At 45.1% G+C, this 12,948-nt stretch carries 11 protein-coding genes and 1 tRNA gene; all 12 read right to left on the reverse strand.

From position 1 onward, the window contains the following. Positions 1–131 precede the first annotated feature (131 nt). The 12 genes from rpsG to rpmG all read right to left on the reverse strand — a co-directional run bounded on the left by rpsG (position 132) and on the right by rpmG (position 12,915). Positions 132–602: a 30S ribosomal protein S7 gene (rpsG, locus tag H6629_04445; protein ID MCB9067044.1), complete on the reverse strand. Its 471-nt coding sequence runs from the start codon at positions 600–602 to the stop codon at positions 132–134. Positions 603–620: 18 nt separating this feature from the next. Further along, positions 621–995 (reverse strand): 30S ribosomal protein S12, encoded by a 375-nt coding sequence (locus H6629_04450; protein MCB9067045.1) that lies wholly within the window; start codon positions 993–995, stop codon positions 621–623. Positions 996–1,421: 426 nt separating this feature from the next. Next, positions 1,422–5,666, reverse strand: coding sequence for a DNA-directed RNA polymerase subunit beta' (gene rpoC / locus H6629_04455; protein ID MCB9067046.1), 4,245 nt, complete (start codon positions 5,664–5,666; stop codon positions 1,422–1,424). A 79-nt stretch (positions 5,667–5,745) separates the two neighbouring features. After that, entirely contained in the window at positions 5,746–9,522 is a 3,777-nt protein-coding gene (gene rpoB, locus H6629_04460) for a DNA-directed RNA polymerase subunit beta (GenBank protein MCB9067047.1), read from the reverse strand. Between the two features lie 129 nt (positions 9,523–9,651). Further along, entirely contained in the window at positions 9,652–10,038 is a 387-nt protein-coding gene (gene rplL / locus H6629_04465; GenBank protein MCB9067048.1) for a 50S ribosomal protein L7/L12, read from the reverse strand. A gap of 53 nt (positions 10,039–10,091) precedes the next feature. Continuing rightward, on the reverse strand, positions 10,092–10,613 hold the full coding sequence (locus H6629_04470) for a 50S ribosomal protein L10 (GenBank protein ID MCB9067049.1): 522 nt from the start codon (positions 10,611–10,613) through the stop codon (positions 10,092–10,094). A gap of 83 nt (positions 10,614–10,696) precedes the next feature. Next, the gene (locus H6629_04475) at positions 10,697–11,395 is read right to left on the reverse strand and encodes a 50S ribosomal protein L1 (GenBank protein ID MCB9067050.1); all 699 of its coding nucleotides are present in this window, start codon (positions 11,393–11,395) and stop codon (positions 10,697–10,699) included. A gap of 17 nt (positions 11,396–11,412) precedes the next feature. Continuing rightward, complete coding sequence (rplK, locus tag H6629_04480) at positions 11,413–11,838, reverse strand: 50S ribosomal protein L11 (GenBank protein MCB9067051.1); 426 nt, start codon at positions 11,836–11,838, stop codon at positions 11,413–11,415. 17 nt (positions 11,839–11,855) lie between these two features. After that, entirely contained in the window at positions 11,856–12,392 is a 537-nt protein-coding gene (gene nusG, locus H6629_04485) for a transcription termination/antitermination protein NusG (GenBank protein MCB9067052.1), read from the reverse strand. A 21-nt stretch (positions 12,393–12,413) separates the two neighbouring features. Further along, entirely contained in the window at positions 12,414–12,596 is a 183-nt protein-coding gene (secE, locus tag H6629_04490; protein MCB9067053.1) for a preprotein translocase subunit SecE, read from the reverse strand. Between the two features lie 86 nt (positions 12,597–12,682). Beyond that, positions 12,683–12,756 (reverse strand) — tRNA-Trp (locus H6629_04495). A gap of 9 nt (positions 12,757–12,765) precedes the next feature. Next, positions 12,766–12,915, reverse strand: coding sequence for a 50S ribosomal protein L33 (gene rpmG, locus H6629_04500; GenBank protein MCB9067054.1), 150 nt, complete (start codon positions 12,913–12,915; stop codon positions 12,766–12,768). Positions 12,916–12,948: the final 33 nt, after the last annotated feature.

Genomic DNA, 12,948 nt, shown 5'->3' on the forward strand with positions numbered 1-12,948 from the left:
CTTGACGGTCATAATAAATCGTGCACACTATACATAATAAAAGGCTCAATAAAAAGGCCGAAAAAATCTAATGCAACCGGTGGTAAACCTGCTTGCACTACTCGCAATCCATGCTGTCGATAATGATTCTTCTACCAGCGGAAGTGAGCAAAAGCCTTGTTTGCTTCAGCCATCTTGTGGGTGTCTTCGCGTTTTTTCACAGAAGAGCCTTCCCCACGATATGCAGCCATAAATTCATTTGCCAAGCGCTGCGCCATTGTGCTTTCGGAGCGCTTACGGGAAAACCCGACCAACCAGCGAATAGCTAAAGAGCGTCGGCGTTTGTCACGAACTTCAACGGGAACCTGATAGGTTGCACCACCGACACGTCGTGAGCGAACTTCCAACATTGGCATAACATTATCCATGGCTTTGCGAAAAACTTCCAGAGGATCTTTTTTCAACTTCTGCTCAACAATATCCATGGCACCGTAAAATATTTTTTCGGCTTTGCTTCGCCCACCGTCCAACATCAGGCCGTTGATAAATTTGCTTACAAGCTCACTATGATATTTCGGGTCGGGCAATACCTGACGCTCTGGCGCCTTTCTACGTCTCATTATTTGTCCTCAATCAGTTTCTTAACTTTTGGGTCGTTTAGCACCGTATTTGGAACGGCTTTGCCTACGATCTTTTACACCACCTGTATCCAATGTTCCACGAATAATGTGGTAACGAACACCCGGCAAGTCCTTTACACGACCACCGCGGATTAACACAATGGAGTGCTCTTGCAAGTTATGACCTTCACCTGGAATATAGGCAGTTACTTCAATGCTATTGGTCAGGCGAACACGGGCAACTTTACGCAGCGCCGAGTTTGGCTTTTTAGGTGTTGTTGTATAAACACGTGTACATACGCCACGTCTTTGCGGGCAACTACTTAACGCCGGAGCTTTGTTTTTCTTTTCAACTTTTTCGCGTCCAGACCGAATTAACTGATTAATTGTCGGCACAATTTCCTCCTAAAGGTTCCTTAAAAGACACAGACTCACAATTTATATCCGGGGCCCTGAATTGTCAATAACAAAAAATAATTTTGTTGATTACTTTTGTTATATCTAAACAATATTCAGCCCGATGCAAGACATCAAAGTGCCCAGGCTTTACAACGATTGATGGTGGTTTTTTACACTATTGGCAGGAATAATTCGGAGAGTAACATCTAAACAAAGTGATTTCGACAGTTCGAAAATACTTTATCGCGTTATGTCTCGTTTCGCCGATAGATTAAAAACACCAGCAATGTTTTTCGTATTTGTAAAATACGATTCTTCAATATTTTACGTCACCAATTACACGGTAACGCTGCAAGCCTCTCAAATGGAGGAAAGCAGCGTTACATCCATTCAAATGGTTCACCAGGAGAAAAAGGCTTACCGCTATTCAGCCGGCAGTTCCTCGGGTACGGTTTCTTCCTGGTCGGTTTCTTCCTTGTATTCCACGTGCAAGTGTTTGAACTTCTTCAATCCGGTTCCGGCAGGTACCAGATTACCAACAATCACGTTTTCCTTCAAGCCATAGAGATAATCCACTTTTCCGGAAATTGCTGCATCGGTCAACACACGGGTTGTTTCCTGGAACGATGCTGCGGAGATAAAGCTATCCGTTGTTAACGATGCCTGAGTGATGCCCAACAACACCGGTTCACCGGTTGCAGGCTCAGCAGGACGGCATTCGGCAAGTTTTTTCTCGCTTTTTTCCAGTTGGCGATTGGTGTATTCAAATTTTACACGATCTACGCGTTGGCGGAGTTTGAAACGTGAATCACCGGGTTCAGTAATAATGACTTTGTTACGAATTTTTTCGTTTTCTTCCTTGAATACAAATTTATTGACACTATCGCCTTCGAGAAAGCGGGTATCGCCAGAGTCGATAACGCGTACGCGCTGCATCATTTGACGCACAATGATTTCAATATGTTTGTCATTGATGCCTACACCCTGCAATCGATACACTTCCTGAATTTCATTCACCAAATATTCCTGAACTTTATTGGGTCCAAGAATTTGAAGAATGTCCTGCGGCGATATGGCACCGTCGGTCAACATTTCACCGGCGCGAACATAATCACCGTTGTGAACCAACACGTGCATACTGTAAGAAACATTATACTTTTTCTTTTCCAGCTGACCTTCGACGATAATTTCGCGAATACCACGTTTGATTGGTCCAAAACGAATGACACCATCAATTTCGCTAACCACCGCCTGCTCTTTGGGTTTCCGGGCTTCGAACAACTCTGCAACCCTGGGCAAACCACCGGTAATGTCCCGGGTTTTTCCAATTTCTCGCGGAATTTTTGCCAGAATTTGGCCGGGTTTCACTTCGATGCCATCGTTACCGAGAATGTGGGCTTTTACCGGGAGAATATAGTTGGCGATCTCTTTACCATCCTCATCCACAACAGAGATGTGCGGGCTGAGGTTTTTGTTTCGAGATTCGATAACAACCCGTTGTTTCTGCAGGGTTTGCTCATCCAATTCTTCGCGTGTTGTTACATTATCCACAAGGTCAACATAGCGCAAACGGCCACCACGTTCGGTCAAGATTACAGATGAATATGGATCCCACTCAAACAAAGTGCTGCCACGTTTCACAACCTGTTCATCTTTGACCATCACTTTGGCGCCATATGGCACGGTAAAGTTTGTCAACGAGCGATCTTTGCTGTCCACGATATGGATTTTTCCGTTACGACCAACGCAGATATCGTAGGTTTCAATTTCACCGTCAACTTCTTCTGTTGTCACAAGTGTCCGAAGCTCTTCGTATTTGATCTTGCCTTCGAAACGGGATACCACTTCGGACTGCGCCGCAATACGACCGGCAGTACCACCGATGTGGAAAGTACGCAAGGTTAACTGCGTTCCCGGCTCGCCGATACTTTGAGCAGCCATAACACCTACTGCCTCACCGATATCTACCATACGACCACTAGCCAGGTTTCGTCCGTAGCACATTGTGCAAACACCGCGAGCAGTTTCACAGGTTAGTACTGAACGGATGGTAATTTTTTCAATTGCAGAGTTATCGATTTTTAAGGCGATTTCTTCATCAATTACCTGCCCGGCTTCAACCAACAGTTCACCACTAATCGGATCGTAAACATCGTCTGTCGCGAATCGTCCCAACACACGGTCAGATAACGGCTCAATGATTTTTTCACCTTCTTTGATCGGGCTGGTTTCGATTCCGAGAATGGTTCCGCAGTCGATTTCGCTGATCATTACATCCTGCGCAACGTCGACCAATCGACGGGTCAGATAACCGGCATCTGCTGTTTTTAGCGCTGTATCTGCCAAACCTTTTCGCGCACCGTGGGTAGAAATAAAGTATTCCTGCACAGACAAACCTTCGAAGAAGTTTGCCGTAATCGGGTTTTCAATAATTTCACCCGTTTGACCGGTCAATGTTTTTTGTGGCTTAGCCATCAATCCCCGCATACCGGCAAGCTGGCGAATTTGTTCGCGACTACCGCGTGCACCGGAGTGCGACATCATATACAACGAGTTGAAACCGTCCCGGTGATCCTGCAATAATTTGAACAAATCACTGGAAACCTGGTCGGTTACACGGGTCCAAATGTCAATTACTTTGTTGTAACGTTCGCCGTCGGTAATGAACCCCATATGGTATTGTTCTTCCAACATGCGAACTTCTTCATACGCTTTATCGATAAATGCCGGCTTGCTATCGGGGATAACAACGTCATCCAGACCGATACTCGTTCCCGCCATTGTTGAATAACGGAATCCGAGACCTTTCAGGTTGTCCAAGAACTCTACAGTTCCCAGATTACCAATACTCAGCATCACTTTACCAACCAGCTTTTCGAGCGCTTTTTTGGTCATCACTTCATTTACAAAACCAACTTCGTCGGGAACGATGCTGTTGAAGATAACGCGTCCCACGGTTGTGGAAACAATTTCTCCATGCCAGCGAACCTTGATTTTGGCATGCAAATGTGCTTTTCCGGAATCGAACGCGATCATCACTTCGTTCGGATTGGAGAAGACCATTCCTTCTCCCGCCACTCCGTCACGTTCTTTGGTGATAAAGTAGCAACCCAGCACCATATCCTGCGAAGGAGTAGCCAACGGACGACCACTTGCCGGCGACAGAATATTGTGGGATGCAAGCATCAGTAATCGTGCTTCCATCTGTGCTTCGTAGCTCAGCGGCAAGTGAACTGCCATCTGGTCACCGTCAAAGTCGGCGTTAAATGCGGAACATACCAGCGGGTGAATTTGCAACGCTTTACCTTCGATCAACACAGGCTGGAAAGCCTGAATACCGAGTCGGTGAAGCGTAGGTGCGCGGTTCAGCAACACCGGGTGGTCTTTCACAATATCTTCCAGAATTTCGAACACCACGGCATCACGTTTGTCCACAAATCGTTTGGCACTTTTCACCGTTTTAACAATTTTTCGATCCTGCAATTTACGAATGATAAACGGTTTGAATAATTCAACCGCCATTTCTTTCGGTAAACCGCATTCGTATAAATGCAATTTCGGTCCGACCACCACAACCGAACGACCGGAATAATCTACCCGTTTACCGAGCAGGTTCAACCGGAAACGGCCTTGCTTGCCGCGCAACATATCGGAAAGTGATTTGAGCGGGCGGTTGCCGTCGCTGCGAACAGCGGTAGTGCGTTTGGTATTGTCGAACAATGCATCCACAGCTTCCTGAAGCATGCGTTTTTCGTTACGCAAAATCACTTCCGGCGCTTTGATATCCATTAATTTTTTCAATCGATTGTTCCGGATAATTACCCGGCGATATAAATCGTTCAAGTCGCTAGTTGCGAAACGACCGCCTTCCAACGGCACCAGCGGACGCAGTTCCGGCGGAATGACCGGCACAACATCGAGCACCATCCATTCCGGTTTATTTTTGAATTCACCGTTTTCACGGGTACGGAACGCTTCCACAACTTTTAGACGCTTGAGTGCGTCCTGTTTCTTTTGCTGCGATTTTTCCGTTTTGAGGATATGGCGCAGTTCATCGGAAAGCGGGTCGACTTCGAGACGTTTGAGCATTTCGCGAATTGCGTCACCGCCCATTTTCGCGATAAATTTGTCCGGATGATCATCCGGCAAACTCAAATCATCTGAAGTCAAGTTATCCAGAACCTTGTTGTAATCTTCTTCGAGCAATATGTCGCCGGTTTTCAACCCGGAATTTCCCGGCTGAACAACAACATATGCTTCATAATAAATGATTTTTTCCAAATGTTTTGGTGCAATGTTCAACAAATAACCAATTTTGGTCGGTGTTGAACGAAAATACCAGATATGCACGATTGGTACCGCGAGGCTGATATGCCCCATCCGTTCCCGGCGAACACTTTTTGTGGTTACTTCAACGCCGCATCGATCACAAATGATGCCTTTGTAACGTATGCGTTTGTATTTCCCGCAATGGCATTCCCAATCTTTTACCGGTCCGAAGATTTTTTCACAGAACAAACCGTCTTTTTCCGGCTTGAACGAGCGGTAGTTAATCGTCTCCGGTTTGGTGACTTCCCCAAAACTTTTTTCCAAAATAGAATTGGGTGATGCCAATCCAATGGAGATTTTCGATATATGGCCTTTGTTGGGATAGGTTTCCAAACTCACTCCTTTACCATTTTGTAGGTTTCGACGTTTTGACAAAGCAAAAGCGGCACCCGCAATGACGGGTGCCTACATCGTACCGTTATTCTGCTTTTACATCTAAACCGAGCCCTTGCAATTCTTTCACCAAAACGTTGAAAGATTCGGGTCTGCCCGGTTCCGGCAGGTTGTCGCCTTTGACAATTGATTCATACACCTTTGTGCGTCCGTGAACATCATCACTCTTGTAAGTGAGGACTTCCTGAAGCGTGTGCGCGGCGCCGTATGCTTCCAATGCCCACACTTCCATTTCACCAAAACGCTGCCCACCGAACTGAGCTTTACCACCCAGCGGCTGCTGGGTAATGAGCGAGTAGGGTCCGATAGACCGGGCGTGGATTTTATCATCCACCATGTGGGAAAGTTTGATCATGTAAATCTGACCCACGGTAACTTGCTGCTGGAATTTTTCGCCAGATTGTCCGTCGAACAGGGTTGTTTTCCCGCTTTCGGGTAGTCCCGCTTTGCGCAACTCGCCGAGCACTTCGTCGTATGTTGCACCGTCGAACACTGGTGTTGCATAAAATTTGTCCAGCAAACGTCCGGCCCATCCAAGGGTAGTTTCAAATATCTGTCCAAGGTTCATCCGTGATGGTACGCCCAGCGGATTTAAAACAATATCAACTGGTTGTCCATCGGGTAAAAACGGCATATCTTCAGCAGGTACAATACGTGCAATAACACCCTTGTTCCCGTGTCGACCAGCCATTTTATCGCCTACTTTTAATTTCCGTTTCTGAGCGACATAAACCTTTGCCAATTGCACAATTCCGGGCGGCAATTCATCGCCGACCATGATTTTGTGTTTTTCGGTACGCAAATCGTTATCGATATCGCGCATCAGGTTTTTGTATTCAGTAAACATCTGGCGAATGCGGGTATTTTTCTCGTCGTCATCGAACCACGGCGTAAGATAGTCAACCAGATCCAGTTCGATTGTATCGAATGTTCCGGCTGTTATTTTACTACCGGGTTTAACCAACGTTTTACCCGGACGGGTCATTATCCCTTTGGAAGGGGTACTCCCGAAAGTATTCACTAAATAGTCGATTAGACGATTACGAATAGCATCAATTTTCTCGTCTGTTTCGTTTTCGAGAATCTCGAGCTTTTTCTTGTCATCTTTTTTGGTTTTGGGGTCTTTTTTCTTTCGCGAAAACAGTTTGGTATCGATAACAACGCCTTCTGCGCCTGCCGGCATTTTCAGCGATGCATCTTTTACATCCCCCGCTTTACTACCAAAGATTGCCTTCAGCAGTTTTTCTTCTGGCGTCGGTTCGGTTTCGCCTTTGGGCGTTACTTTACCAACCAGAATATCACCGGCTTTAACTTCTGCGCCGGTGCGGATGATGCCGTTTTCGTCAAGATTTTTGGTTGCTTCTTCACTGACATTGGGAATTTCCCGCGTCAGTTCTTCTTCACCGCGTTTGGTATCGCGAACCTGGATTTCCAGCTCTTCAACATGAATGGATGTGTATAAATCTTCCGAAACCATTCGTTCGGAAATCACAATCGCATCTTCAAAGTTGTAACCATTCCACGGCATAAACGCGACCAAAACGTTTCGTCCCAAAGCAAGCTGACCGCGGTCTGTTGCCGGACCATCTGCCAGCACATCGCCTTTTTTAACGGGCTGCCCTTCGGAAACCAACACGTTCTGATTAATACAGGTGCTTTGGTTTGTACGAACAAATTTCATTAGTTCGTATTCAACCCGTTGTGCTTCACCGGTAAGAATTTGGCGAGGTTCATCCACGGCTCCAACATCCACCCGGATGATGATTTTGTTAGAATCAACCTTCTCCACAACACCGTCAACATCTGCAAGAATCATTGCACCGGAATCTTTGGCGATTTGCTCCTCAACACCGGTTCCAACAATCGGCGTTTCCGGTCGAATAATCGGAACAGCCTGACGCTGCATGTTCGAGCCCATCAACGCACGGTTAGCATCATCGTGCTCCACAAATGGCACAAGTGATGCAGATGCGGATAGAATCTGGTTCGATGCAACGTCAATATATTGCACATCATCCGGCGATGTCATCACAAAGTCACCGCGTTTACGTACTTTCACCAGATCATTTTCAAAATTACCGGTTTTAACATCAATCGGTGCATTGAACTGAGCGATCGTTACGCGTTCTTCGTCATCAGCAGAAAGGTATTCGATCTCATCGGCAACTTTTCCACCCTTCACTTTGCGATACGGCGTTTCGATAAATCCGAAATCGTTAACACGCGCAAGCACACTTAACGACGAAATCAAACCGATATTCGGTCCTTCCGGCGTTTCAATCGGACACAGGCGTCCGTAGTGCGTATAGTGAATATCGCGAACCTCAAAACCAGCTCTTTCGCGGGTTAACCCGCCCGGTCCTAACGCACTCATCCGGCGTTTGTGGGTCAGTTCTGCTAAGGGGTTGGTTTGATCCATGAACTGGGAAAGCTGTGATGTACCGAAAAATGTATTGATCACAGAGGTAATGGCACGTGCGTTCACCAGTTCCTGTGGCGTAATCGTTTCCGCATCGCCAAGGTTCATCCGTTCTTTTATCGTTCTGGCCATACGGGTTAAACCCAGATTAAACTGGGCTGCCAGCTGCTCACCGACGGTTTTTACCCGGCGATTGCCAAGGTGGTCAATATCGTCTGTGCTGCGCTTGCCTTCCCGCAAATCAATCAGGTATTTAACGATTTCAACAAAATCTTCCGGGAAGAGAACCGTATTATCGTAATCGATATCCAGTCCCAGTTTTTTGTTTAATCGATATCGTCCAACTGCGCCAAGTTCATATCGCTTGGGATTGAAGAACATTTTTTTCAACAAATCGCGGGCGGTATCGAGATCTGGCGGTTCACCGGATCGCAACAATTCATAAATTAACCGCAGCGCTTGCTCTTCATTTTTTGCCGGATCTTTCGCTAAAGTATTGAGAATGATGTTCGGCATCGAGGGATCGTTGGGCGTTTGCAAAATAAGTTTTTTTATTTTGGCAGCTTTCAATGCTTCAACGTTTTCTTCATCCAGCAATGCACCTGTTTCCAGCAGCACTTCACCGGATTTTTCGTTAACAACATCACCAACAATTTTTCGTCCAACCAATGATAGCGTATCTGTATCGGCAAGGGTTACTTCTTCAACCAATTCAAACAGGCTCAGCAAATCATCATCGCCCTGAAAACCCAGCGCACGCAGAAATGCTGTTACATAAAATTTCTTTTTACGATCGATATAAACGTGTAAACAATCGTTTACGTCGGTCATGAATTCTACCCAGCTGCCCCGAAACGGGATGATCCGGGCAGAGAATATTTTAGTACCGTTCGGGTGAATACTTTCATCAAAAAACACACCTGGTGCACGATGTAACTGGTTAACAATAACCCGCTCTGCACCATTTATGATGAAGGTCCCCCGCCCGGTCATGTAGGGCATATTACCCAAATACACATCTTGCTCGATGGTATCTGTATAATCTTCGGTTTCACCGGTTGGGTCTTTTATTGATAGCCGCAACTTCGCTTTAAGTGGAGCTGCGTACGTCAATCCTCTCTCCCGACACTCCTTTACGGAGTACTTCGGCTTGTCAATATAATATTCCACGAAATCAAGAATGAAATTCTCTCGACTGTCAACAACGGGAAAGATGTTGAGGAATACCTCTTGCAAGCCCTTGTTTGCTCTTTCGTCGGGCGCTTTATCTTCCTGCAAAAATTCTTTAAAGGAACGTGTTTGCACGTCCAAAAGGTCAGGATAGGTAGCAATAGAGGGAATTTTTGAGAAAGTATGACGCTCGATCAAGCTTCCGTTCTTCAAAGAGACACCTCTTGACTATGTTACAGGGTTCTTACAGGCAATTTCACTACAAACACGGATAGCAAAGTAGTTAAAACCACTTTGCATCCGGGTATTTTAAACAGTTTGGAAGAGAATAGCGGTAAACCACTATTTAACTTCCACAGTAGCGCCTACTTCTTCCAGTTGTTTTTTCAGGTCGTCAGCTTCGGCTTGTGGCACAGCTTCCTTTACTGCTTTGGGAGCACCTTCAACCAGGTCTTTGGCTTCTTTCAAGCCTAAACCGGTGATCGCGCGAACCACTTTAATCACCTGAATTTTCTGGGAACCGATTTCTTTCAGCACCACATCAAATTCGGTTTTTTCTTCAGCAGCTTCCGCAGCAGCACCTGCAACAGGCATGCCCGGCATCATCATCGGTGCGGCAGCAGCAGTAACACCAAAGGTTTCTTCCACTTCCTTCACCAAGTCGGATATTTCCAGCATGGTAGCGCTTTTAAGATACTCAATTACATCGGCACGAGTAATATCAGCCATTTCGAGGATACCTCCGTTATGGATACGTTAACAAATATCGATGATACGCTTTATTAATTTTCTTTCTTTTCTTTCAAAGCGTTTAAAACGCCAACGACATTTTGCATATTTGCGTTCAATGTTGAAGCCAGTTTGCCCATCGGCGAGATGATCATTCCGGCAAATTTACCGATCAATTCCTGTTTGCTCGGTAGACTGGACAACGAAGCAACTCTTGAGCTTTCGATGACCTGTCCTTCAAAATAAGCAGCTTTAATCGGCATTTTATCGCCCAACTGCTTTTTAAATCCATCCATCACTTTGATGGGGAGGGTTGGATCATCATAGCTGATGGCGTATGCGTTCACGCCTTTCAGGTAATCTTCCAAACCTTCGATTCCGGATTTTTCGAGTGAGATTTTTGCCAGGGTATTTTTTACAACACGATAGTCAATATCCGACTCAAAAAACTTTTTGCGGATTTCAACAATTGTATTTGCGTCTACACCTGTAAAATCTGTCATAATAAAAGAACTTGCCCGACCAAACTTGTCGGCCATGTCCTGTACGATCGTTTCTTTTTGTGGTGTGGGCATTTTACAATACCTTTTTACGCTTGAAATTCAAAACTGTTTAAACAATTACCCCGCAGGGTCAGAATTAAAACTCCCGATTCAGATTAGTCCTGAAATTCTACGGGATTTGTAATCAACCGGATACCAGGTCCCATCGTATTTGAAATGCAAATACTTTTGAGATAGGCGCCTTTTGCCGTTGAAGGACGCAACCGGATAATCGTTTGCATCAACATTTTCACATTATCTCGCAATTTATCGGCGTCAAAAGATGCTTTGCCAATACCTGTGTGCACGGTGCCTTTTTTATCAACCCGAAAGTCGATCTTACCGGCTTTCACCTCTTTAACAGTGGTTCCGATATCCATTGTAACCGTTCCACTTTTTGGGTTAGGCATTAATCCGCGCGGACCAAGAACCTTACCCAGTTTTCCTAAATCGCGCATGGCATCCGGCGTTGCAATCAGCACATCGAAATCAACCCATCCTTGTTGGATCTTTTCGAGATACTCATCATACCCAACGTAGTCTGCACCTGCGTTTTTAGCATCATCCTCTTTTTCGCCTTTTGCGATTACCAATACGCGAACCTCTTTACCTAATCCGTGAGGCAGCGAAACGGTTCCCCGCACAACTTGATCAGCATGACGAGGGTCAACACCCAGGCGAACGGATAATTCTACAGTTTCATCAAACTTGGCATTTGCTGTTTTTTTGATCAGCTCTATCGCCTCGTTCAGACTGTATTCTCTTTTTTCAATGAACTTAAAAAGTTCGTTATAACGTCTACTTCTTTTCTTCATGGAATTCCTCTACCAGCTTAATCAACAACGTCGATTCCCATGCTCCGCGCTGTTCCTGCAATGATATTTATTGCGGCATCAACAGTCATCGCATTCAAGTCAGGCATTTTCAATTCTGCAATTTCTTTTAACTGACTATACTTGATTTTCGCAACTTTATCCCGATTCGGCACAGCAGAGCCTTTTTCAATTTTCAAAGCTTTGAGCAGTAGCGTTGCAGCCGGCGGTGTTTTCGTAATATAGCTGAATGAACGGTCAGCGTATACGGTTATCACAACCGGGATGATATATCCCAAACTATCTTGGGTTTTTGCATTAAACTGCTTACAGAACTCCATAATATTTACACCCTGCTGACCCAAGGCAGGACCTACTGGCGGCGACGGATTCGCCTTTCCGGCAGGAATCTGGAGTTTGATTTGACCAACAATTTTCTTTGCCATCGAATTATCTCACTATATTATTGTTCCAAATGCACTTGCAGGAAATCCAGCTCAACAGGGGTCGGGCGTCCGAAAATACTAACCGAAACCTTGAGCTTTTTCTTCTCTTCGTTGATTTCTTCGACCACACCGGTAAAATCAGCAAATGGACCATCCATTACACGAATGAGATCTCCCACACGAAATGGCACTTCCACCTTTTCTACTTCGCTTTCCTGACGTTCAACTTTCCGGAGCACAGCTTCAATTTCAGACTCGCGAACGACTTCCGGATTGTTTTTAGGACCAACAAAACCGATGACTCCCGGCGTTTCCTGTACAAGGTGAGCGGTACGAGTGTTGTAATTTAATTCGATCAGAATATAACCCGGAAAGAAAACTTTGTTTTTCAGGCGCTTTTTACCATTTCGCATTTCCAACACTGGTTCAGATGGTACAACAACTTTTCCAAATTGCTCTTCCATAGCCTGAAATTGGATTGCATTTTCCAAATGCGCCTTAACTTTGCTTTCCTGTCCGGAAATTACGCGCAGTGTGTACCACTTCTTTTCCACAGCTTATATTTCCTTCTTTACCTAATAAAGTAAATTTACCAGCGAAGATATCAGCATATCTGCAGCGTAGATAAAGGTTGTAAAAACGACCGTTATTACAACTACAACAAAAGAAGAACTGATAATTTGGTCTTTGTCAGGCCAGCTTACTTTCTTCAATTCTCGAATGACATCTTCGTAAAACTGCTTTATTTTTTCGCTCATACTTCACTCGTAAACTTTACTGTTTATTTCAGTTTAACAGACTTCATCTTGTAAAAACTAAAATCACAAAACCATGACAAACTATGCAGGCCTGGAGGGACTCGAACCCCCAACCCCCGGTTTTGGAGACCGGTGCTCTAGCCAATTGAGCTACAAGCCTGTCTGAAACTTAGCGTGTTTCCTTATGCATGGTTTGCATATTGCAAACTTTGCAGAATTTTTTTCGCTCAACACGATTGGGATGTTTTTGCTTGTTTTTATCTTCCACATAATTACGGCTTTTACAAACCGTACACTCAAGTGTAATTTTAACACGCATTAAACATGCCTCAAATTCTGCTATACAGGCATC

The sequence above is a fragment of the Calditrichia bacterium genome (genome assembly GCA_020634975.1).
In the GTDB taxonomy this organism is placed as follows: Bacteria; Calditrichota; Calditrichia; order RBG-13-44-9; family J075; genus JACKAQ01.

Excerpts from the sequence above, each read along its gene's own strand:
- rplK (MCB9067051.1), bottom strand. The coding sequence starts at position 11,838 with ATGGCAAAGAAAATTGTTGGTCAAATCAAACTCCAGATTCCTGCCGGA.
- H6629_04470 (MCB9067049.1), bottom strand. The coding sequence starts at position 10,613 with ATGCCCACACCACAAAAAGAAACGATCGTACAGGACATGGCCGACAAG.
- H6629_04475 (MCB9067050.1), bottom strand. The coding sequence starts at position 11,395 with ATGAAGAAAAGAAGTAGACGTTATAACGAACTTTTTAAGTTCATTGAA.
- rpmG (MCB9067054.1), bottom strand. The coding sequence starts at position 12,915 with ATGCGTGTTAAAATTACACTTGAGTGTACGGTTTGTAAAAGCCGTAAT.
- rplL (MCB9067048.1), bottom strand. The coding sequence starts at position 10,038 with ATGGCTGATATTACTCGTGCCGATGTAATTGAGTATCTTAAAAGCGCT.
- secE (MCB9067053.1), bottom strand. The coding sequence starts at position 12,596 with ATGAGCGAAAAAATAAAGCAGTTTTACGAAGATGTCATTCGAGAATTG.